Origin of the sequence: Micromonospora sp. NPDC005305 (assembly GCF_040607315.1) — a bacterium.
In the GTDB taxonomy this organism is placed as follows: Bacteria; Actinomycetota; Actinomycetes; order Mycobacteriales; family Micromonosporaceae; genus Micromonospora.
Window position 1 is genome coordinate 1 of record NZ_JBEXGL010000004.1, and the last position, 20827, is coordinate 20827.

A 20827-nucleotide genomic window follows, 5' to 3' on the forward strand; every position below is an offset into this window, starting at 1 on the left:
GGAGGCGGGCCCGGCCGGGCCGGCGGCTGCCCGCCGCGTTGGCCGCGCTCGCCGCGCTGCTCGCCGTCGGCGCCGGCGTCCTGGTCGACCTGGCCACCCCGGCGCCCCGCCCCGCCGACGCGCCCGCGGACGCGTTCAGCGCCGAGCGGGCGTACCAGCAGGTCAAGGTCATCGCGGCGCGGCCGCACGTGGCCGGCAGCCCCGCCAACGACCAGGTCCGGGAGCACGTCGTGGGCGTGCTGCGCGGGCTCGGTCTGGAAACCGAGGTGCAGGACACCGTCGCCCCGGAGGCCGGGCAGCTCAGCGGAGCGGCCGGCGGCGCCACCCTGGCCCGGGTCCGCAACGTGGTGGCCCGGCTGCCCGGCACCGACCCGACCGGGCGGGTCTTCCTGGTGGCCCACTACGACTCGGTGCAGTCCGGGCCGGGCGGCAACGACGACGCCGCCGGCACCTCGACCGTCCTGGAGGTGGCCCGGGCGCTGGCCGCCGGCCCGCGCCCCCGCAACGACGTGGTCCTGGTGCTCACCGACGCGGAGGAGGCGTGCCTGTGCGGGGCCGCCGGCTTCGCCGCCGACCACCCGCTGGCCGCCGACGGCGGCGTGGTGCTCAACCTGGAGGCCCGCGGCTCCACCGGCCCGGTGATCATGTTCGAGACGTCCCGGAACAACGCGAAGCTCGTGGAGGCCTTCGGCCGGGCCGCCCCGCACCCGGTGGGCACCTCGTTCGCCGTGGAGATCTACCGGGCGCTGCCCAACGACACCGACTTCACCGCCTTCCTCGACCACCGGTTCGTCGGGCTGAACTCGGCGTACATCGACGGGGGCGCGGTCTACCACACCCCGCTCGACGTGCCCGAGGCGATGAACCGGGGCAGCCTCCAGATGCACGGCGACAACGCCCTCGGCCTGGCCCGCGAGTTCGGCCGGACCGACCTGCGCGACCTGCGCTCCGGCCACGACGACACCTACTTCCCGGTGCCCGGCGGGCTGGTCCGCTACCCCGGCTGGCTGACCCTGCCGCTGGCGGTGGCCGCCCTGCTCGCGGTCGGCGCGCTGGGCGTTCTGCTGCGCCGGCGCGGCCGCGCCACCACCGGGCGGCTCGCGGCCGGCGCCGGGCTGGCCCTCGTGCCGGTCGTCGCCGCCCCGCTGGGCGCTTGGCTGCTCTGGACCGCGGTCACCACCGTCCGCCCCGGCTACGCCGAGCTGCTCGACCCGTACCGCCCGGTCTGGTACCGGCTCGCCGTCGTGGCGCTCGCCGCCGCGATCCTGTTCACCTGGTACGCGCTGACCCGCCGCTGGGCCGGCCCGGCCGCCCTGGCCTTCGGCGGCCTGGTCTGGCTGGCCCTGTTCGGGGTGCTCCTCGCCGTGCTGGTGCCCGGTGGCGCGTACCTGACCACCGTTCCCGCCCTGGCCGGCGCGCTCGCCGGCCTCGCGGCGCTGGCCACCCGCCGGGACGGCCCCTGGCCGGTGGTCGCCGTGACCCTGGCCGGCGCGGTGGCCGTGGTGATCCTGCTGCCCACCATCGTGCTGCTCTTCCCGGCGCTGGGCATGGGCATGGGCGGCGTGGCGGCGCTCGTCGCGGTGCTGCTCGGCCTGGCCGCGCTGCCGGTCGTGGACCTGCTGCACCCGCAGGCCGGCGGCCAGCGCGGCCTGCTCGCGCTCCGGGCCCGCCGGCTCGGCGCGCTGCCCGCGGGCGCCGCCGCGCTCGCCGCCGTGGTGCTCGCCGGGGTCGGCCTGGCGGTGGACCGCTTCGACGCCGCGCACCCCGTGCCGACCCACCTCATGTACGCCCTCGACGCCGGCACCGGCAAGGCGCAGTGGCTCAGTCACGAGGATGACCCCCAGCCGTGGACCGACGGGTACGTGGACCGCGCCGTTTCCGTGGCCGACGACTTCCCGGGGCTCGGTGACGCGGAGCTGCGGAGCGGAGCGGCCCAGGCGGCGAACCTGCCCGCCCCGAAGCTGGAGACGCTCTCCGACACCCGCTCCGGCGACCAGCGGGTGCTGCGCGTCCGGGTGCTGCCGCAGCGGCCGGTCCGGCTGCTCTCCCTGCACGTGGACACGTCCACGGCCGAGGTGCGGTCGGCGACCGTGGCCGGGCGGGACGTGCCGGTCAAGGCGCGCGACGGCCGGTGGGGCTTCGGCGTCGTCTTCCACGCCCCGCCGCCGGAGGGTGTCGAGGTCACCCTGACTCTGGTGCCGAAGGCGGGACAGGTGAACCTGCGCGCCATGGACGCCAGCGACGGGCTGGGCGGGCTGCCCGGGTTCCGGGCCCGGCCCGCGGACGTCGGCGTGGTCGGCTCGCACAGCTCGGAGATGCTGGCGGTGGCCCGGACCTATCCGCTGTAGCCGGCGCCCGTCAGCCGGGGCGCCCCCGCAGCAGGGGACGGGCGAAACGGCCACCCATCGTGTCCCCGGCCACCACGCCGGCCAGCACCAGCACGACGAAGGTGGTGACCAGCACCGGCGGCCAGCCACCCACCAACGGCATGGCGACCACCAGGATCACTAGCCAGAACACCCGGTGCAACGGGAACGTGCCGACGATCCGGTAGGTGAACAGCGTGCGCCCCACGAGGAAGAGCGCGGGCCCGCCGAGGATCAGCGCGATCCACCGCGCCGGGGTGTCACCGGTGGGCCGCTCGACGACCAGGTCGAACGCGGCGGCGGTGCAGACCACGCCGGCCAGCATGACCAGGTGGGTGTACGGCGCCAGCCGGGTCGCCCGCCGGAGCAGCCCCGGCGCGGTGGTCCGCACGATGGATCCGGCCCTCAGGACGTAGATCTGCCAGAGCAGCAGCATCGAGGCGAAGGCGGTCAGGAAGGCGGCCGAACGGGCCAGGGTGAACTCGGACCTGCTGATCTCCAGGGTCGGCACCAGGATGACGTCACCGAGAGCCAGGATGATGAACTGCTGGTAGCGCTCACCCAGGTGGTCGGTCGTCTTCTCGTACTGGGCGAACGGCACCCGGCCGAGACCGGGCGTCGGGTAGCGCGCCGCGGCCGAGACGTAGTCGATCGTCACGGCGACGGCCCAGAGCGCCCACGACCACCCGTGCGGCAGCAGCGCCCCACCGATCCAGAAGAAGCTGGAGACCACGAACCAGAAGAGGAAGCGGGCCGCCCGCTGCTCGGCCATGTGCCGGTGCTGGTGCAGCACGGTCACCAGCACCACCCCACGCACCAGGTGCGGGGTCACGTAGCCGATCGCGAAGACCAGCGCGTGCGAGTCGGTGGCCAGCGCCGCCGCCGTCACCACGGCGCCGAGCATGGTCACCATCAGGATGGCCTGGATCGGTCGCTGGTCCGGATCGTAGAAGTCGGTGGTGGTCGACGTGATCGACCAGGTCCACCAGATCGCCATCAGCATGATCACGACCGGCGCGACGCCGTTCCACGAGGCGCGGTCCGCGATCAGCATCGAGACCAGCGCGAGCGCCGCCACGAAGACGACGTCGAAGAGCAGTTCCAGCAGGGTGGCGCGGGTCGACCCGTTCGGCGGGCGTACCAGCTCGCTGCGGCCCCCGGTCGTCATGCCCGGCCTCCCGCCGTCCGTCGACCTGGCTCTAGCTCAGGAACTCCAGGAGCTGCTGTGTGGTCTGCCCGGGGGCCTCTTCCGGAATGAAGTGCCCGACCGGGACGGGCCCGCCCCGCACGTCGTCCGACCATTCCCTCCAGATCCCGAGCGGGTCGTCGTAGAGCTTCGCGACCTGACCCCGTTGACTCCAGAGAAACAGCACCGGGCACTTGATCTTCCGGATTCCGCGGTCCGCCTCGTCCTGCTCGTAGTCCACCGTCGCGGCCGCGCGGAACTCCTCGCAGATCGCGTGGACCGTGGCGGGGTCGGTGAACTGCTTGACGTACGCGGCCCGCACCTCGGCGGGGAACGCATCCTTCACCTCTGGCCAGGTGTCGAGCATGAAATCGACGAGCACGGCGGGCGCCGCGTCGATGAACCGCTCGGGCACCGGCGCCGGCGCGGCCAGGAAGGACCAGACCCAGTAGGAGAGGCTGAACGTCTTGTCGGCACGGTTGTAGACATCGCCGATGGGAACGACGTCCATGACGGCCAGCCGAGTGACGACGTCGGGTGCATCGAGCGCAAGACGGTAGGCGCACCGGGCACCGCGATCGTGGCCGACGAGGCGGAACTGCTCATGGCCCAGACTCCGCATGACCTCGATCTGGTCGCGGGCGACGGCTCGCATGCTGTACGGCTCGTGATCGGCGCTGCTCGGCGGTTTGCCGCTGTCGCCCCAGCCCCGCATGTCGGTGACGACCACCGTGTAGTTCTCGGCAAGCTGCGGCGCTACGCGATGCCACATGAGGTGCGTCTCGGGAATGCCGTGCAGGAGCAGAACGGGAGGCCCGTTTCCGCCACGGCGTCCGTGGATCGTCGCACCGGACGTGCGGATGTCGAATTCTTCGAACCCGTCGAACACGGCCGGAACCCCCGCAACTCGTCAGGACCGCCGGCCGCGCCGTCACGCTGGACGATCTCCTCCGCGCAGCTTCCCTGGCCGCGGTACGACGGTATCAGCGGGAAAGGGCGGAATCGTACAGAATTGCGCTCGGGATCTTGACCGATACGTCGATCATCTGCTTATGTCGACGGCATGACTAGGTCCTCCGCGTCGATGCGCGAACCCACCTACTTCATCCTGGCCGCGTTGCAGGACGAGCCCTTGCACGGCTACGCGATCGTCAAGCGGGCGCTGGAGTTGTCCGACGGGCGGGTACGCCTCACGACGGGCACCCTCTACGCCGCTCTGGACCGGCTCACCGGTGAAGAGATGGTGCGGGTGGCCGAGGAAGCGGTGGTCAACGGCCGTGCCCGCCGTACCTACGAGCTGACTCAGCGAGGTATGTCCGCGTTGACTGCGGAGGCGGAGCGGATGGCTGCGGCGGCGAGCGTCGTTCGTAACCGTTCCGTCCGCCCGATGACTGCGGGTTGGGTGGTGCCGGCATGACCGAGCTGGAGCGCCGCTACAGGTGGCTGTTGCGGGCCTACCCCCGCGCCTACCGGCAGTATCGCGCCGACGAGATGCTCGAAACCCTGCTCGCCGCGGCTGACAACCCGCGGCGGCCGAGCCTTCGAGAAGCGGTGGCGCTCGTGGTCGGAGGGCTACGCGCCCGCACCGGTGTCGACCGTCTCGGCTCTCGATCGGCGCTGGGACACTCCGCGCTGCGGCTGTCCGCGCTGTCCCTGCTCGTGTACGGCCTGACGCAGCGGGCCGGAGGCCCGATCGGGCTCTTGGTGACGATGCTGTCGGAGCGCCCGTACAACCCCGGCGCATGGTGGTTCATCGTCATTCCGGCGCTGCTGACCATCGCGCTCTTCGCTGCGGCGTGGGGTAGCTACCGGCTGGCATTCGCTACGGCGATCTTGACCGTGGCCGCGCAACATTTGTCGGCAAATGGGTGGGACCTATCGTTCTGGTTCTCGTCGGTTTATGACCTCCAGGACGCGATGCTTCCCGAGTTCTGGCCAGCGCCGCTGGCTTCGCTGGCGTTGCTGCGACTGCTCCGCGCACCCCGGACGCCCGTGGCCCGACCGTGGGCCTGGCCCGGCCTCGGGGCACTGGCAGTCGTCGCTTTGGCGCCGAGCCCGATCAACGGCTGGTTGCACGTACCACTGATGTCCCTGTGCGCGTTCGCCGCACTGGCCGTCATCACCGCGCCGGTCGATGCACGGATGCCCATCGTCGCCTCGGTGCTTCTCCTGGCGCCGGCCTTGGCGCAAGCCACCTATCTGCTCGGTTCCAAACAATCGGGGTGGGAAATAGAAGTCTCCATCACCGCGATCCTTATTCTCGCGGCGGTCATGGTGATCACGCTTGCCGCCGGCACAATCGCAGGCCGCCGCCAAGCCCGCATGTAGACCCGGAACTCACTTCCAACGGAAGTGGACGAAGAGACGGCCGAAGTTCTTCGAGTCCTTCTCGACGCGGTGGTAGAGCTGCTTGACGTCCTTCTGGTCGAGGAAGCGCAGCACCTTCTTCTTGAGCTGGCCGGAGCCCTTCCCAGGGATGATCTCCACGAGGGTGGCCTTCTTGGCCACCGCCTCGTCCATGATCCCGCGCAGGGCCCGGTCGATGTCGTGACCCCTGTTGTAGATGTCGTGGAGGTCGAGCTTCAGCTTCACCAGCCCATCGTAGGTACGCCGAAGGGCAGCCCCGTAGGGCTGCCCTTCGAGGTCAACCGTCAGCGGCCGCCGACCTTGCCCTCCACCCGGCGCAGGGCCGTGGTGTAGTCGGCGTTGGTCGAGTACATGGCCGCCGCGATGCGCAGGTGCCGCAGCGCGTCGACGGGGCGGTTCATCCGCTCCAGCGTCCGGCCCAGCACGTGGTGCGCGTAGTGGTCGCTCGGATCCCGGTCGACCAGCTCGCGCAGCTGCTCCTCGGCCCGGTTGAGCTGGGCCGACTGGAAGTACGCGCGGGCCAGCAGCTGCCGGACCGAGGAGTTGCCGGGCTCGGCCTCGACGATCGGTTCGAGCAGCCGGGCCGCTCCGGTCGGGTCACCCGCTTCGAAGAACATGGTCGCCCGCCGGTACTCCGCCAGAAGATCCACTCGATCCACCTCCTCGTGTCGCGCCAGCCCTTTCTCCGACGCTGGCACAACACCAGCCGTACCGCGAGTGTTCCTTCGGGGCGGATCGTGCTCAGGAGGTCGGGTCGTACCGGTCCCCGACCAGCTCCCAGGCCCGGACACCGCCGACGATTCCGGCCGTGTTCGGGACGACCACGACGTCGTCGCCCATCCGGGCCAGTTGGTCCGGCCGGATGAGCCGGGAGTTGCCGCCGCCCAGGTAGAGCCGGTCCCAGCGGAAGACCGGCCGCAGGCCGTCCACCACCTGGCGGATCCGCCGGGACCAGAACGCGTCGCCGAGGCGCCGCCGTTCCGGCTCCCCGACGTACGTGTCGTAGGTGGTGTTCCAGCGCACCGGCGCGTGCGACAGCTCCAGGTGCGGGGCGAGCACCCCGCCGTCGAAGAGCGCGCTGCCCAGCCCGGTGCCGAGGGTCAGCACCAGCTCGCAGCCGGCCCCGGCGACGACGCCCGCGCCGTGTACCTCGGCGTCGTTGAGCACCAGCGCCGGCACGCCGAACGCCTCGGCCAGGGTGCTGCGGGCGTCGTACCCGGACCATTCGGCGACCAGGTCGGGGTCGATGCGGCTGCGCGGGCCGGAGCGGGTCACGTAGTGCGGGGTGGCCACGACCACGCCGTGCCGGATCATGCCGGGCATCCCGACGGTGAGCCGGTCGGCCGGGGGCAGCCGGCCGCCGAGGTCCAGCAGCGTCTTGACGAACAGGGCGGGCGGCAGCGGGTACGGCGTGGGGACGCGCAGCGGCCGGGCGCGCATGGTCCCCGCCGCGTCCAGCACGGAGGCCTTGATCCCACCGCCCCCGCAGTCGATCGCCAGAGTGGTCACCACGGCTGTGAGTCTCCCTCACCCCGGTCGGGCCCCGAGCCCGGGTCATCCGATTCGGCGCGCCGGTAGGCTCGATCTCCTCATGAGCGCCACGTTGATCGCCAAGGACCTCACCGCCGGGCACGGCGACCGTCTCCTCTTCACCGACCTGGACCTGGTAGTCGCCCCCGGCGACGTGGTCGGGCTGGTCGGGGTGAACGGCGCCGGCAAGTCCACGCTGCTGCGTACCCTCGCCGGGCTCCAGCCGCTCGAGCAGGGGTCGGTGGTGTCGAGCCCGCCCACCGCCACGGTGGGCTACCTGCCGCAGGAGCCGGAGCGCCGGCCGGGTGAGACGGTCCGCGGCTTCCTGGCCCGGCGCACCGGGGTGGCCGCGGCGCAGGCGGCGCTGGACGCGGCCACCGAGGCGCTGACCGCCGGAGCGCCGGGCGCGGACGACGAGTACGCCACCGCGTTGGAGCGCTGGCTCGACCTGGGCGGGGCCGACCTCGACGAGCGGGCCGAGCAGGTCGCCGCCGAGCTGGGGCTCCGCGTCGACCTGGACCACCCGATGACCGGGCTCTCCGGCGGCCAGGCGGCCCGAGCGGGACTGGCCTCGCTGCTGCTCAGCCGCTACGACGTCTTCCTGCTCGACGAGCCCACCAACGACCTCGACCTGGCCGGACTGGACCGGTTGGAACGCTTCGTCACCGGGCTGCGCGCCGGCACCGTGGTCGTCAGCCACGACCGGGAATTCCTCACCCGGACGGTCACCAGGGTGATGGAACTGGACCTGCACCAGGGCCAGGTCAACCACTTCGGCGGCGGCTACGCGGCCTACCTGGAGGAGCGCGAGGTGGCCCGCCGGCACGCCCGCGAGGAGTACGAGGAGTACGCCGGCACCCGGGCGCAGCTGGAGGCGCGGGCCCGGACACAGCGGTCCTGGATGGAGAAGGGCGTGAAGAACGCCCGCCGCAAGGCCACCGACAACGACAAGATCGGCCGCAAGTTCCGCTCCGAGTCCAGTGAGAAGCAGGCCGCCAAGGCCCGGCAGACCGAGCGGCTGATCGAGCGCCTGGACGTGGTCGACGAGCCGCGCAAGGAGTGGGAGCTGCGGATGGAGATCGCCGCCGCGCCCCGCGCCGGCGCCGTCGTGGCCGCGCTCCGGGGCGCCCGGGTACGCCGGGGCGACTTCACCCTCGGCCCGGTGGACCTCCAGATCGACTGGGCCGACCGGGTGGCGATCACCGGGGCGAACGGCTCCGGCAAGAGCACTCTGCTGGCCGCGCTGCTCGGGCGGCTGCCGCTGGACGAGGGGCACGCCGCGCTCGGCCCGGGCGTGGTGGTGGGCGAGGTGGACCAGGCCCGGGGGCTCTTCCTCGGCGACCAGCCCCTGCTGGACGCGTTCGGCGCCGCCGTACCCGAGCTGAGCCCGGCGGACGTGCGGACGCTGCTGGCCAAGTTCGGCCTGCGGGCCGACCACGTGCTGCGGCCGGCGGCCACCCTCTCCCCCGGTGAGCGCACCCGGGCCGCGCTGGCCCTGCTCCAGGGGCGCGGGGTGAACCTGCTGGTGCTCGACGAGCCGACCAACCACTTGGACCTGGCGGCGATCGAGCAGCTCGAATCGGCCCTGGCCGGCTATCCGGGAACGCTGCTGCTGGTGACCCACGACCGGCGGATGCTGGACGCGGTGAGCGTCAACCGGCGGCTGCGGGTGGCGGACGGGCGGATCGCCGAAGATTGATCCGTGCCGACCCGGTCGCGCGGGGTGAGAATGACTCCATGCTCAAGTGGGAGTACGCGCTGCTGGTCCGCCGGCGGCAGGCCGCCACCACCGACATCGGGTGGGAGGTCGTCTTCATCTGGTACGGCCCGGACGGCTCCATGATCGACGTCACGCCGTACGGCGACACCGCGCTGGCCCACCTGAACCGGGCCGGTGACCAGGGCTGGGAACTGGTCGCGATGAGCGAGGACCCATCGCTGCCCGGCAACAACGAGTTGCACCGCTACCACCTGAAACGGCCGAAGGCGCCCGCGCCGCAGCCGCGCCAGCGGATGCGCGGCTCCCGCACCGCCCGCCGCACCATCGCCGGCTGACCGGCCCCTGCCCCTGCCCTTGATCAACTCCAGCTCGCCGAGGTGGCGCCGTCGCTGGGTGCCGGATGCCGCCAGCTCGGCGGGCTGGAGCCGATCGACTCCCACGGCGACGCGGTCCTCCGGCTGGCGGGGGCGAGATCCGGGCAGGTGAGGCATATCGGGCGGGGATGCGGGTATCGCGCCGCCCGGAGGTGGACGCATGGTGGCGATGGCGCAATCCGCGCTCTCGGGCGAGCGGCTGCGGGAGGTCGACGGTTTCCTCGCCGAGGCGTGGGCCGATCAGGCCCGGCACGACGAGCGGCTGCGCGGGCTGACCGTGGAGGTGCGCTTCGACCGGGGAGTGGCCCACCTGGACGGCGCGGTCGCCGACCCGGCCCAGCTGCGCCTGGTCCGGGACCTGGTGGGCCGGCTCGACGGCGTGCTGGGCGTCTGGTGCCGGGTGAGCGTCGCCGGCCGGGCGCCGGTCGTGGTGGACCTGGGCTGCGGGGCGACCAAGCAGTGGCCGGGCAACCTGGGGCTCGACATCTATCCGGCGCCCGGGGTGAACGCGGTGGCCGACCTGTCCGGCTCGCTACCGCTGGCCGACGACTCGGTGGACGTGCTCTTCGCGGTGCACATCCTGGAGCACCTGATCGACTTCCTGCCGCTGCTCGACGAGTGCCACCGGGCGCTGCGCCCGGGCGGGGTGCTGCACGTGATGAGCCCCTGGTGGCGGCACGTCAACGCGGTGGCCGACCCGACCCACGTGCGCCTGCTCGACGTGCAGACCTTCAAGGGCATCTGCGGTCAGCGCCCACCCGGCACCCCGCGCTGGTACCCGCTGCACGTGGGCTGCGACGGGGCCTCCATCTTCGCCGACCTCACCCCGTTGCCCCCCGACGCGCCACCCCCGCCCCGCTCCCACCTGGCCCGCTTCTTCGACTGACCCGGTCAGGGGGCGGATTCGCGTAGGGCCAGGCGGTGGGGGGCCACCAGTTCGCGGGGTGGGGCCTCCGGGTCGCCGGTCAGGCGGCCGGCCAGGAGTTCGACCGCCAGGCGGGCGATGCGCTCCTTGTCGGGGGCCACGGTGCTCAACGTCGGGATGGAGAAGCGCCCGTCCTCGATGTCGTCGAAGCCGGCCACCGCGACGTCGTCGGGCACCCGCAGGCCGGACTCGTGCAGGGCGCGCAGCGCACCGAGGGCCAGGGTGTCGTTGAAGCAGAAGACGGCGTCGGGGCGTACCCCGCTGGAGAGCAGGTGCCGCATGGCGGCCGCGCCGTCCGCGCGGTGCCAGGCCGGCGCGGGCGCCACAAGGCGCTCGTCGTACGCGATGCCGGCCTCGGCCAGCGCGGCGGTGTAGCCGGTGAGGCGGAGCCGCGCGCTGGCGCCCTCGGGGGTGCGCTGCGAGCCGATGGCGGCGATCCGGCGGCGGCCGAGCCCGACCAGGTGGGCGGTGATCTCCCGGGCGGCGGCCACGTTGTCGACCACGACGTGGTCGGCGGGGCCGTGGTCGACCCGCTCGCCGAGCAGCACCATGGGCATGCCGTCGAGGCCGGCGAGGTCGTCGGCGGTGAGCGCGAGCGGGCTGAAGATCAGGCCGTCGATCATGTGGTCGCCGATGCCGCTGGCCGCCTTGCGTTCCTGCTCCGGGCCGCCGCCGGTCTGGTCGATCAGCACCGTCCAGCCGTGCTCGGCGGCGGCGGTGACGACGTGCCGGGCCAGCTCGGCGAAGTAGGGGATGTCCAGCTCGGGCACGGCCAGGGCGATCACGCCGGTGCGGCCCTTGCGCAGGTTGCGGGCCGAGAGGTTGGGGCGGTAGTTGAGTTCGACGATGGCCGCCTCGACCCGGGCCCGGGTGTCGGCGCGGACGTGCTGGTAGCCGTTGACGACGTTGGAGACGGTCTTCACCGACACGCCGGCCCGTTCCGCGACGTCCTTGAGCCTGTGCCGCACTGCGCTTCCTCCCGGGTGACTGCTGGGGCGCACTCTACCGCGTCACGACGACGTAACGATCGCTTTACAGCGTTGCTTACAACGTTGTACAAACCAGGGACACCGGTGACCGAGGTCACCGGGTGGAGCACCGAGGAAAGGGTGGCACCCGTGCCGAACGCGCAGCTCACGATCGACCCGACCTTCACCATCGGCGCGGCCGACCGTCGCCTCTTCGGTTCGTTCGTCGAGCACATGGGGCGCTGCGTCTACGGCGGTGTCTACGAACCCGGCCACCCGGAGGCCGACCCGCGCGGCTTCCGGCGCGACGTGCTGGACCTGACCCGCGAGCTGGGTGTGTCGGTGGTCCGCTACCCGGGCGGCAACTTCGTCTCCGGCTACCGCTGGGAGGACGGGGTGGGCCCGGTCGGCGACCGCCCGCGCCGGCTCGACCTGGCCTGGAAGACCATCGAGACCAACGCGTTCGGCCTGGACGAGTTCATGACCTGGGCGGCCGAGGCCGGCGTCGAGCCGATGATGGCGGTCAACCTCGGCACCCGCGGCGTCCAGGAGGCCTGCGACCTGCTGGATTACGCCAACCACCCGGGCGGCACCCAGCTGTCCGACCTGCGGCGCAAGCACGGCGCCGAGGACCCGTACGGGGTCCGGCTCTGGTGCCTCGGCAACGAGATGGACGGGCCGTGGCAGGTCGGCCACAAGACGGCCGACGAGTACGGCCGGCTCGCCGCCGAGACGGCCCGCGCCATGAAGATGATCGACCCCTCGATCAGCCTGGTCGCCTGCGGCAGCTCCAACCGCAGGATGCCGACCTTCGCCGCGTGGGAGGCGACGGTCCTGGAGCACACCTACGAGCACGTCGACTACATCTCGGCCCACACCTACTACGACCCGTCCGACGGTGACCGGGCCAGCATCCTGGCCTCCGCCGTCGACATGGACAACTTCATCCGCGAGGTGGTCGCCACCGCCGACCACGTGGCCGCCAGGCAGCGGCACAAGCGCAAGCTGAAGATCTCCTTCGACGAGTGGAACGTCTGGTACGAGTCGCGCCTCCAGGCCGACCTGGACCGGCGCGGCTGGGTCGAGGCGCCGGCCCTCATCGAGGACGACTTCACCGCGGTCGATGCCGTGGTGGTCGGCGACCTGCTGATCACCCTGCTCCGGCACGCCGACCGGGTCGGGGTCGCCTGCCAGGCGCAGCTCGCCAACGTGATCGCCCCGATCCGCACCCGCAACGGCGGGCCGGCCTGGCGGCAGAGCATCTTCCACCCGTTCGCCCTGACCGCCCGGCACGCCCGGGGCACGGTGCTGCGCACCGAGCCGGTCGGCCCCACGTACGAGACGAGCCGGTACGGCGAGGTGCCGGTGCTGGACACCGTCGCCGTGCACGACGAGGAGACCGGCGAGCTGGCCGTCTTCGCCGTCAACCGGGGTCCGAACGACCTCCCCCTCGATCTGGACCTGCGCGGGCTGCCCGGCCTGCGCGCCGTGGAACACATCACCCTCGCGGCCGGCGCCGACCCGGCCGCCACGAACACCGAGGCGGAGCCCGACCGGGTGACGCCTCGGGAGGTCACCACCCCCACCCTCGACGGCGGCCGGTGCTCCGTGGCGCTGCCCGCCTGCTCCTGGAACCTGCTGCGCTTCGCGCCTCAGGCGTGACCAGGCAATACTTCAACCCGTCCCCCAAGGAGTAAGCATGATCCAGAACGAGATGAGCCGGCGCCGGCTGCTCGGCCTCGGTGTCGGGCTCGGCGCGGCGGCCACGCTGACGCTGGCCGGCTGCGGCGGCGGCAGCAGCACGAAGGGGTCCACGGCGGCCGGCAACGGCGGCAAGGACTACACCGGCCCGAAGGTCGACCTGAAGCTCTGGAACGGCTTCACCGGCGGTGACGGCGACATCTTCAAGAAGCTGGTCGAGCAGTTCAACAGCGAGCACCAGAACATCGCCGTGAGCGTCATCACCTACGAGTGGCAGGACTACTACAGCAAGCTGCCCGGCGCGGTCACCAGCGGCAACGGCCCGGACATCGCGGTCATGCACATGGACCAGCTCGCCACCTTCGCCGCCCGTGGCGTGATCACCGAGCTGGACGACGTGGCCAAGGCCCTGGAGCTGAGCGAGGGCGACTTCGCCCCGACGGTGTGGAAGGGCGGCATCTACCACGACAAGCGGTACGGCATCCCGCTGGACATGCACCCGATGGGCTTCTACTACAACAAGGCCGTCATGCAGAAGGGCGGCCTGGACCCGAACAAGCCGCCGACGACCAAGGACGAGTTCACGGCGGCGCTGACCGAGCTGAAGAAGGCCGGCGTGCAGGGCTTCTGGGTCAGCCCGTTCCAGTTCACCGGCGGCATGACCTTCTACAGCCTGCTGCACCAGTGGGGCGGGACGCTCTTCGACGCCGAGGTGGCGAAGGCGACCTTCAACGCGGACCCGGCCGTGGAGGCGTGCACCTGGCTGGTCGACATGATCAAGCAGGGCTTCTCCCCCGCCAACGTCGGCCAGGACGCCGACTACCTGGCGCTCAAGAGCGGCAAGAACGCCTTCAACTTCAACGGAATCTGGCAGATCAACGACCTGAAGAAGAGCGCACAGGTGCAGTGGGGCGTCGCCCCGTTGCCGCAGATCGGCAGCCAGAAGGCCACCTGGGCGAACTCGCACAACTTCACGATCGTCAAGCAGCGCAGCGCCGACAACAACAAGGTCTCCGGCGCGAAGGTCTTCATCAACTGGCTCAGCCAGCACTCGCTCGACTGGGCCAAGGGTGGCCAGATCCCGGCCCGCAAGGAGGTCCGGGAGGGTGCCGAGTTCAAGGCCCTGCCGGAGATCAGCGCGCTCGCGCCGGAGCTGGAGTACGCCGCCTTCCCGCCGGCCTCGCCGGGCCTCGGTGAGGTCATGACCACCTTCTACAACGCGTTCAACGAGGCGGCGCTCGGCAAGAAGTCGCCGAAGCAGGCGCTGGACGACGGTGTGGCCAAGGCGAACAAGCAGCTCGAGGACAACCGCAAGAAGTACGGGAGCTGATCCGCCGTGGCGGACGTGATCGAGGTCGGGGCGGCGCGTGGTGACGCGCCGCCCCCGGCGGGCCGCAACCGCCGTCGGGGCGCGACGGAACGGGGGCACCGGGCGACGCCTTACCTCTTCCTCGCGCCGTATCTGGTTCTCTTCCTGGTCTTCGGGCTGGCGCCGATCCTGTTCGGGATCTGGATCAGCCTGCACCAGTGGGACCTCCAGCTGCCGAACCGGCCGTTCATCGGGCTGGAGAACTACCGCGACCTGTTCTCCAGCGACTCGGCCGACTACGCGGACTGGTGGTCCAGCGTCCGGGCGACCGCGATCTTCACCGTGCTGTCGGTGCCGCTGCTCGTGGTCGTCCCGCTGGGCCTGGCCCTCCTGCTGAACGAGAAGTTCCCCGGCCGGACGTTCTTCCGGGCCGCGTTCTTCGCCCCGTACGTGCTCGGCGTCGCGGTGATCGGCCTGCTCTGGCGCTTCCTGCTGGACGCGAACCTCGGCCTGATCAACCGGCTGCTCGGCGCGGTCGGGCTGCCCGCGGACACCCCGTGGGTGACGGACGTGCCGTGGGCCTGGGTCTCCCTGGTCGGCGTGACGGTCTGGTGGACCTGCGGCTTCAACGCGGTGATCTACCTGGCCGGGCTCCAGGACATCCCGGCCGAGCTGTACGAGGCGGCGCGGGTCGACGGCGCGACGGCCTGGGACCGGTTCCGCCACGTCACTCTTCCCGGGCTGCGCCCGGTGCTGCTCTTCGTGCTCACCACGACGATCCTCGCGTCGGCGAACGTCTTCGGGCAGTCCTTCCTGATCACCCAGGGGGCGCCCGGCGAGCAGACCCGGACCGTGGTCTGGCGGATCGTCGACGAGGGGCTGCGCAACTACGACGTCGGCCAGGCGTCCGCGATGAGCGTGCTCTTCGCGCTGCTGCTGGCGGTGGTCAGCATCGTCAACTTCCGGCTGTTCCGCTACCGGGAAGACTGAGGGGACGACCATGACGAACGTGCGTCGGGTGGCCCGCTACGGCGCGCTGCTCCTGATCACCGCGGTGTTCGTGACCCCGCTGGTCTGGATGCTCCTCACCTCGCTGAAGACGTACGAGGACGCGCAGCAGGACCCGCCGAGCTGGCTGCCGCACCCGTTCTCCACGTACGGCTTCGACCAGATCCTCGGCAACACCGCCAACCCGGTGCTGCGCTGGTTCCTCAACAGCATGCTCGCGGCCAGCCTGCACACGCTGCTGGTGCTGGTCACCGCGTCGATGGCCGCGTACGCCCTGGCCCGGCTGCGGTTCCGGGGGCGGAAGGTGAGCTTCGCGCTGATCGTCGGGACGCTGTTCCTGCCGCCCACCTCGTTGATCATTCCGAACTTCGTGATCGCCGACCGGCTGGGCTGGATCGACACCCTGACGGTGATCGTCGTGCCGGGCGCGGCGAGCGCGTTCGGGGTCTTCTTCCTGCGCCAGTTCTTCCTCTCCATCCCGGCCGAGCTGGAGGAGGCGGCGGTGCTGGACGGGGCGAACCACTGGCAGGTCTTCTCCCAGGTGCTCCTGCCGCTGTCGAAGCCGGCGCTGGCCACCCTGGCGGTGTTGTCGTTCCTGACCAACTGGAACGACTTCCTGTGGCCGGTCTACGTGCTGTTCAGCCCGGAGCGGCTGACCCTGCCGGCCGGCCTGGGCCTGCTCCAGGGCGCCTACGTGACCGACTACCCGGTGATCATGGCGGGGGCGGTGCTGGCCAGCGTGCCGGTGCTGATCCTCTTCGTGCTCGCCCAGCGGCACATCATCCAGGGCGTGTCGCGCAGCGGTCTGAAGGGATGACCGACCGGCGGATTCGGCGACGCGGCGCGGCGGCCCTGGCCGCCGCGCTGCTCGTCGCCGGTTGCGGCAGCGGAGAAACCCCGTCGAGTACGCCGGAGGACGCGCACGTGTACACCAACCCGGTCATCCGGAGCGACGCCCCCGACCCGCAGGCGATCCGGGTCAGCGACACCTGGTACCTGTTCCACACCAACTCCGGTGGCCGGAACGTCCCGGTGCTCACCTCGCCCGACCTGGTCGCGTGGACCGAGGCCGGTGACGCCCTGCCGGACCTGCCGGCCTGGGCCGACGCCGGGAAGACCTGGGCGCCGGAGGTCATCCAGCTCGCCCCGGACCGGTTCGCCCTCTATTACACGGTGGCCGACCGGGCCTCCGGCCGGCAGTGCCTCGGCCGGGCGGTGGCGGCCACCCCGCTCGGGCCGTACCGGGACGACGCGGACGGGCCGCTGGTCTGCCAGGCCGAGCTGGGCGGCTCGATCGACGCCAGCCCGTACCGGGACACGGACGGGAGCCTCTGGCTGCTCTGGAAGAACGACGGCAACGCCGTCGGGGTGGACACCTGGCTCTGGTCGCAGCGCCTCTCGCCGGACGGGCTGCGGCTGGTGGGCACGCCGACGAAGCTGCTCAAGCAGACCGAGCCCTGGGAGGGCACGCTGATCGAGGGGCCGTTCTTCCACCGGCACGACGGGAAGCTGCTGCTCTTCTTCGCCGCGAACGCCTACGACAAGGACACCTACGCCGAGGGCTACGCGGTCTGCGAGAGCCCCACCGGGCCGTGCGTGAAGGCCGCGGAGAACCCGATCCTGACGTCGAACGCGGTCGCCTCCGGCCCGGGGCACGCGTCGATGATCGAGAAGGACGGCCGCACCTGGCTGCTGTACCACGCCTGGCCGCCCGGCCAGGAGGGCAGCACCGACCCGGGCCGCCAGGTCTGGCTCGACGAGGTGGTCTGGACCGACGGCCGGCCCGTGGTGAAGGGCCCGACGGCGGAACCCCAGCCCCGCCCCTGAGCTGAAGGAGGGGCCCCTTCTTAACAGACGTCTGTTAAAGGGGCCCCTCCTTGCGCGGGGTCAGCGGGTGGCGGGCGCCGGTTCGTCCGTGGCCGCCTCGCGGCGGGCCAGGCGGTTCTTCCGGTGGCCGTAGCCGAAGTAGATGAGCCCGCCGAGCAGCATCCAGGCGAGGAACCGGAGCCAGGTCTCCACCGACAGGTTCAACATCAGGTAGAGGCAGGCCAGCGCGGACACGATCGGCAGCACCGGCGAGAACGGCACCTTGAACGGCCGCTCCAGCTCCGGGCGCCGCCGGCGCAGGATCGGCACCGCGATCGAGACCAGCACGAACGCGCAGAGCGCGCCGATGCTGACCAGGTCGGCCAGCGCGGAGAGCGGCAGGAAGCCGGCGAGCAGGGCCACGCCGACCGTCATGATCGCCGAGATCCGGTACGGGGTGCCCCAGCGCGGGTGGATCTTGGCGATGGACGGCGGGATGAGCCCGTCCCGACCGATGGCGAAGCCGATCCGGCCCATGGCCACCAGGTCGACCAGGATCACGCTGGTCAGGCCGGCGACGGCGGCGATGGAGACCAGGATGGCGGCCCAGCCGGCGCCGACCGCCTCGAAGGCCGAGGCGATCGGGGCGCCCTCGTCGATGTCGGTGTAGCGCACCATGCCGACCAGCACGAGCGAGACGCCGATGTACAGCACGGTGGAGATGCCCAGCGTGCCGAGCAGGCCCAGCGGCAGGTCGCGGCGCGGCTTGCGGGTCTCCTCGCCGAGATTCGCCACGGCCTCGAAACCGGTGTACGCGAAGAACACCACGGCGGCGGCGGTCAGCACCCCGGCGAAGCCGAAGATCGACGGTTCCAGCCCGAAGACGGCCTGGGTGACCGGCTGCCGGATGCCGTCCTCGCCGCCCCCGGCCGGCTCGGTGGTCGGGACGAACGGGCTGAGGTTGGCGGCCTTCACGAAGAACGCCCCGGCGACCACGATGAACACGCAGATGGCGACCTTGACCAGGACCAGCAGGTTGGTCACCCGGGCGGACTCGCGGATGCCGACGATGCCGATCGCGCCGAGGATCAGCACGATGGCGATCGCGCCGAGGTTGACCACGCTGCCCTCCTCGGCGAACCAGGCGCTGGGCAGGTTCAGGAGTTCGGCGAGGTAGCCGGACCAGCCGCGGGCCACCACCGCCGAGCCGAGCGCGAACTCCAGCAGCAGGTCCCAGCCGATGATCCAGGCGACGATCTCGCCCATGGTCGCGTACGCGTAGGTGTAGGCGCTGCCGGCGGTCGGCACGCTGGACGCCAGCTCGGCGTAACAGAGGGCGGCGAGCAGCGCGACCACGCCGGCGATCGCGAACGAGATCACCACGCCGGGGCCGGCGTGGTTCTTCGCCTCGATTCCGGTCAGCGTGAAGATGCCGGTGCCGATGACGATGCCGATCCCGAAGCCCATGAGGTCGATCGCGCCGAGACGACGGCGCAGTCCAGGGCGGCCGTCCTCGCCGTCGGCCTCGCCCTGGGCGAGCACGTCCCGGATCGGTTTGGTCCGCAGGACGGACATTGATCACCTCCCACCGTGCGACCACCACGGTGGCGGTCCGTGACCGGGCAAGCTACCCAGGCCCTCCGCCCGCTAATCCGGGTGCGGGAGGTGTCGGACAGGTCACGGATCGCGCTGTGGCCGGGCTCACCCTCGGACGTTCGGCCCCACCTGCGCATCGATCCGTCCGGAGGTCTTGCGCCGCATCCGGATTGATGAAAGTTTTCTACCGGGGACAGATACAGTGCGGCGAATCTTGCCGGATGCGCCGCCCGTCCGCCGCCACCCGACACGCCCCCGTGAGCCCCAACGAAGGGACCGCACCGCATGAAGGCAACTCGGCTCGGAGCCGCCGGGCTGGCCCTGGCGCTGCTCGGCGCGCTCGTCGCCGGCACCCCCGCGAGCGCCGCGGAGAGCAACACGGCGACCGAATCCACCGCCACCACCTGCGTCACCGACCCGGCCGTCCCGAAGCGGCAGTTCCGGGCCATGTGGATCGCCTCGGTGACGAACATCGACTGGCCCAGTAAGGCCTCCTGGACCGCGCCGGACCAGGTCGCCAAGCAGAAGGCCGAATACCTGGCCTGGCTCGACCTGGCCCAGAAGCTGCACCACAACGCCGTCGTGGTCCAGGTCCGCCCGACCGCCGACGCGTTCTGGCCCTCGCCGGTCGAGCCCTGGTCCGAGTACCTGACCGGAGTCCGCGGCCAGGACCCGGGCTGGGACCCGCTGGCCTTCCTCGTCGAGGAGTCGCACAAGCGGAACCTGGAGTTCCACGCCTGGATGAACCCGTACCGGGTCTCCATGCCGGCCCCCGGCGGCGCGGGCGCCGACATCTCGAAGCTCGCCCCCAACCACCCGGTGCGCCAGCACCCGGACTGGGTGTTCGCCTACCCGCCGGCCGGGGTCGCCGGCAGCCGGCTCTACTACAACCCCGGCATTCCTGAGGTCCGCGAGTTCGTGCAGACCGCGATGATGGACGCCGTCAAGCGGTACGACATCGACGGCGTGCACTTCGACGACTACTTCTACCCGTACCCGAGTGGCACGTACCAGTACCCGGACGACGCCACCTTCGCCCAGTACAACCGGGGCTTCACCGACAAGGCCGACTGGCGGCGGGACAACATCAACCTGCTGATCCAGGAGATGAACGCCAAGATCAAGTCGGCCAAGTCCTGGGTGAAGTTCGGCGTGAGCCCCTTCGGCATCTGGCGCAACAAGTCGGCCGACCCGAACGGCTCGGACACCACCGGCTCGCAGTCGTACGACATCATCTCCGCCGACACGCGCAAGTGGGTCAAGGAGGAGTGGATCGACTACATCGTGCCGCAGCTCTACTGGTACATCGGCCAGTACCCGGCGGCCGACTACGCCCGGCTCGTGCCGTGGTGGGCCGAGACCGTGCGGGGCACCAACGTCCAGCTCTACATCGGACAGGCCGACTACAAGAGCGGTGAGCCGGCGTACGGCTCGTTCTGGATGAACCCGCAGGAGCTGTCGAACCACCTGACGCTCAACCGGTCGTACCCGGAGGTGCTCGGCAACGTGCACTTCTCCGCCGTCCAGGTGCGGGCGAACCGGCTCGGCGCCACCGACATCTACGCGGCCGAGCACTACTCCCGGCCCGCGCTGGTGCCGACCATGTCGCAGCTCCCGTCCAAGCCGCTGCTCTTCCCGGTCGTGACCGGCGCCGAGCGGCGGGCCGACGGGGTGCGCCTGAGCTGGCGGCAGCCGGCCGACGGCAAGGGCCCGTTCGGTAAGGCCACCGGTTATGCCATCTACCGGTTCGACGGTGTCGGCCTGGCCGGCCGCTGCGACTTCGCCGACGCGTCCCACCTGGTCGCCACCGTCCGCGCGGACGGCGAGGTGCAGTCCTGGGTGGACACCACGGCGGCGTCCGGCGCGCGCTACACCTACTACGTGACCGCGCTGGACCGGGTCTGGAACGAGAGCCCGGCGAGCCCGCCGCGCTTCGTGCGCTGACCCGCCACGACAAGGGACGCCCGGGGC

The 20827-nt window shown here is 71.5% G+C and carries 19 protein-coding genes; 12 read left to right on the forward strand and 7 right to left on the reverse strand.

Annotated features, from left to right (window positions below):
• Positions 1 to 2348 (forward strand): M28 family peptidase (locus ABZS80_RS08180; protein WP_355055077.1); only part of this gene is annotated, 2348 nt, incomplete at its 5' end.
• Between the two features lie 10 nt (positions 2349 to 2358).
• Here ABZS80_RS08180 and ABZS80_RS08185 read toward each other — a convergent pair.
• A complete protein-coding gene (locus ABZS80_RS08185) occupies positions 2359 to 3534 on the reverse strand; it encodes a low temperature requirement protein A (protein ID WP_355055078.1) in 1176 nt (391 codons plus the stop codon).
• A 31-nt stretch (positions 3535 to 3565) separates the two neighbouring features.
• Positions 3566 to 4441: an alpha/beta hydrolase gene (locus ABZS80_RS08190; protein ID WP_355055079.1), complete on the reverse strand. Its 876-nt coding sequence runs from the start codon at positions 4439 to 4441 to the stop codon at positions 3566 to 3568.
• Between the two features lie 195 nt (positions 4442 to 4636).
• Between ABZS80_RS08190 and ABZS80_RS08195 the strand changes: the two genes are divergently transcribed.
• Positions 4637 to 4969, forward strand: coding sequence for a PadR family transcriptional regulator (locus ABZS80_RS08195; protein WP_355055080.1), 333 nt, complete (start codon positions 4637 to 4639; stop codon positions 4967 to 4969).
• The gene (locus tag ABZS80_RS08200; RefSeq protein WP_355055081.1) at positions 4966 to 5880 is read left to right on the forward strand and encodes a hypothetical protein; all 915 of its coding nucleotides are present in this window, start codon (positions 4966 to 4968) and stop codon (positions 5878 to 5880) included. Before ABZS80_RS08195 ends, ABZS80_RS08200 begins: the two co-directional genes overlap by 4 nt.
• A 9-nt stretch (positions 5881 to 5889) precedes the next feature.
• Here the strand turns inward: ABZS80_RS08200 and ABZS80_RS08205 are convergent, their stop codons facing one another.
• The 3 genes from ABZS80_RS08205 to ABZS80_RS08215 form a co-directional block, all read right to left on the reverse strand.
• Complete coding sequence (locus ABZS80_RS08205; protein WP_046564396.1) at positions 5890 to 6144, reverse strand: Smr/MutS family protein; 255 nt, start codon at positions 6142 to 6144, stop codon at positions 5890 to 5892.
• A gap of 59 nt (positions 6145 to 6203) precedes the next feature.
• Positions 6204 to 6569: a tetratricopeptide repeat protein gene (locus ABZS80_RS08210; protein ID WP_151465422.1), complete on the reverse strand. Its 366-nt coding sequence runs from the start codon at positions 6567 to 6569 to the stop codon at positions 6204 to 6206.
• 91 nt (positions 6570 to 6660) lie between these two features.
• Entirely contained in the window at positions 6661 to 7431 is a 771-nt protein-coding gene (locus ABZS80_RS08215) for an ROK family protein (RefSeq protein ID WP_355055082.1), read from the reverse strand.
• 79 nt (positions 7432 to 7510) lie between these two features.
• On the opposite strand from ABZS80_RS08215, the gene ABZS80_RS08220 reads away from it, so the two are divergent.
• The 3 genes from ABZS80_RS08220 to ABZS80_RS08230 all read left to right on the forward strand — a co-directional run bounded on the left by ABZS80_RS08220 (position 7511) and on the right by ABZS80_RS08230 (position 10429).
• Positions 7511 to 9148 carry an ABC-F family ATP-binding cassette domain-containing protein gene (locus ABZS80_RS08220; protein WP_355055083.1) on the forward strand — a complete coding sequence of 546 codons (1638 nt, stop codon included), beginning with the start codon at positions 7511 to 7513 and terminating at the stop codon, positions 9146 to 9148.
• A gap of 38 nt (positions 9149 to 9186) precedes the next feature.
• Positions 9187 to 9504, forward strand: a complete 318-nt coding sequence (locus ABZS80_RS08225; protein ID WP_262282959.1) for a hypothetical protein — start codon at positions 9187 to 9189, stop codon at positions 9502 to 9504.
• Between the two features lie 199 nt (positions 9505 to 9703).
• Positions 9704 to 10429 carry a methyltransferase domain-containing protein gene (locus tag ABZS80_RS08230; RefSeq protein ID WP_355055084.1) on the forward strand — a complete coding sequence of 242 codons (726 nt, stop codon included), beginning with the start codon at positions 9704 to 9706 and terminating at the stop codon, positions 10427 to 10429.
• A gap of 5 nt (positions 10430 to 10434) precedes the next feature.
• Here ABZS80_RS08230 and ABZS80_RS08235 read toward each other — a convergent pair whose 3' ends face one another.
• The gene (locus ABZS80_RS08235) at positions 10435 to 11436 is read right to left on the reverse strand and encodes a LacI family DNA-binding transcriptional regulator (protein ID WP_355055085.1); all 1002 of its coding nucleotides are present in this window, start codon (positions 11434 to 11436) and stop codon (positions 10435 to 10437) included.
• Between the two features lie 150 nt (positions 11437 to 11586).
• On the opposite strand from ABZS80_RS08235, the gene ABZS80_RS08240 reads away from it, so the two are divergent.
• Genes ABZS80_RS08240 through ABZS80_RS08260 form a run of 5 tightly spaced genes read left to right on the forward strand, consistent with a single transcriptional unit; the run spans position 11587 to position 17281 of the window.
• The gene (locus ABZS80_RS08240; protein WP_355055419.1) at positions 11587 to 13098 is read left to right on the forward strand and encodes an alpha-N-arabinofuranosidase; all 1512 of its coding nucleotides are present in this window, start codon (positions 11587 to 11589) and stop codon (positions 13096 to 13098) included.
• A 37-nt stretch (positions 13099 to 13135) separates the two neighbouring features.
• Entirely contained in the window at positions 13136 to 14467 is a 1332-nt protein-coding gene (locus ABZS80_RS08245; RefSeq protein ID WP_355055086.1) for an ABC transporter substrate-binding protein, read from the forward strand.
• A gap of 6 nt (positions 14468 to 14473) precedes the next feature.
• Positions 14474 to 15436, forward strand: coding sequence for a sugar ABC transporter permease (locus ABZS80_RS08250; RefSeq protein ID WP_151464556.1), 963 nt, complete (start codon positions 14474 to 14476; stop codon positions 15434 to 15436).
• Between the two features lie 10 nt (positions 15437 to 15446).
• Complete coding sequence (locus tag ABZS80_RS08255) at positions 15447 to 16271, forward strand: carbohydrate ABC transporter permease (RefSeq protein ID WP_151464557.1); 825 nt, start codon at positions 15447 to 15449, stop codon at positions 16269 to 16271.
• A complete protein-coding gene (locus tag ABZS80_RS08260) occupies positions 16268 to 17281 on the forward strand; it encodes a glycoside hydrolase family 43 protein (RefSeq protein ID WP_355055087.1) in 1014 nt (337 codons plus the stop codon). Before ABZS80_RS08255 ends, ABZS80_RS08260 begins: the two co-directional genes overlap by 4 nt.
• A 60-nt stretch (positions 17282 to 17341) precedes the next feature.
• On the opposite strand, the gene ABZS80_RS08265 is transcribed toward ABZS80_RS08260, so the two are convergent.
• Positions 17342 to 18835, reverse strand: a complete 1494-nt coding sequence (locus tag ABZS80_RS08265) for an amino acid permease (RefSeq protein ID WP_355055088.1) — start codon at positions 18833 to 18835, stop codon at positions 17342 to 17344.
• Positions 18836 to 19141: 306 nt separating this feature from the next.
• Here ABZS80_RS08265 and ABZS80_RS08270 point away from each other — a divergent pair, with 306 nt between their 5' ends.
• A complete protein-coding gene (locus tag ABZS80_RS08270) occupies positions 19142 to 20800 on the forward strand; it encodes a family 10 glycosylhydrolase (protein ID WP_355055089.1) in 1659 nt (552 codons plus the stop codon).
• Positions 20801 to 20827: the final 27 nt, after the last annotated feature.

Coding starts and splice junctions, on each gene's coding strand:
- ABZS80_RS08230 (WP_355055084.1), top strand. CDS start 9,704: ATGGTGGCGATGGCGCAATCCGCGCTCTCGGGCGAGCGGCTGCGGGAG.
- ABZS80_RS08270 (WP_355055089.1), top strand. CDS start 19,142: ATGAAGGCAACTCGGCTCGGAGCCGCCGGGCTGGCCCTGGCGCTGCTC.
- ABZS80_RS08255 (WP_151464557.1), top strand. CDS start 15,447: ATGACGAACGTGCGTCGGGTGGCCCGCTACGGCGCGCTGCTCCTGATC.
- ABZS80_RS08220 (WP_355055083.1), top strand. CDS start 7,511: ATGAGCGCCACGTTGATCGCCAAGGACCTCACCGCCGGGCACGGCGAC.
- ABZS80_RS08185 (WP_355055078.1), bottom strand. CDS start 3,534: ATGACGACCGGGGGCCGCAGCGAGCTGGTACGCCCGCCGAACGGGTCG.
- ABZS80_RS08260 (WP_355055087.1), top strand. CDS start 16,268: ATGACCGACCGGCGGATTCGGCGACGCGGCGCGGCGGCCCTGGCCGCC.
- ABZS80_RS08225 (WP_262282959.1), top strand. CDS start 9,187: ATGCTCAAGTGGGAGTACGCGCTGCTGGTCCGCCGGCGGCAGGCCGCC.
- ABZS80_RS08245 (WP_355055086.1), top strand. CDS start 13,136: ATGATCCAGAACGAGATGAGCCGGCGCCGGCTGCTCGGCCTCGGTGTC.
- ABZS80_RS08200 (WP_355055081.1), top strand. CDS start 4,966: ATGACCGAGCTGGAGCGCCGCTACAGGTGGCTGTTGCGGGCCTACCCC.
- ABZS80_RS08265 (WP_355055088.1), bottom strand. CDS start 18,835: ATGTCCGTCCTGCGGACCAAACCGATCCGGGACGTGCTCGCCCAGGGC.
- ABZS80_RS08195 (WP_355055080.1), top strand. CDS start 4,637: ATGCGCGAACCCACCTACTTCATCCTGGCCGCGTTGCAGGACGAGCCC.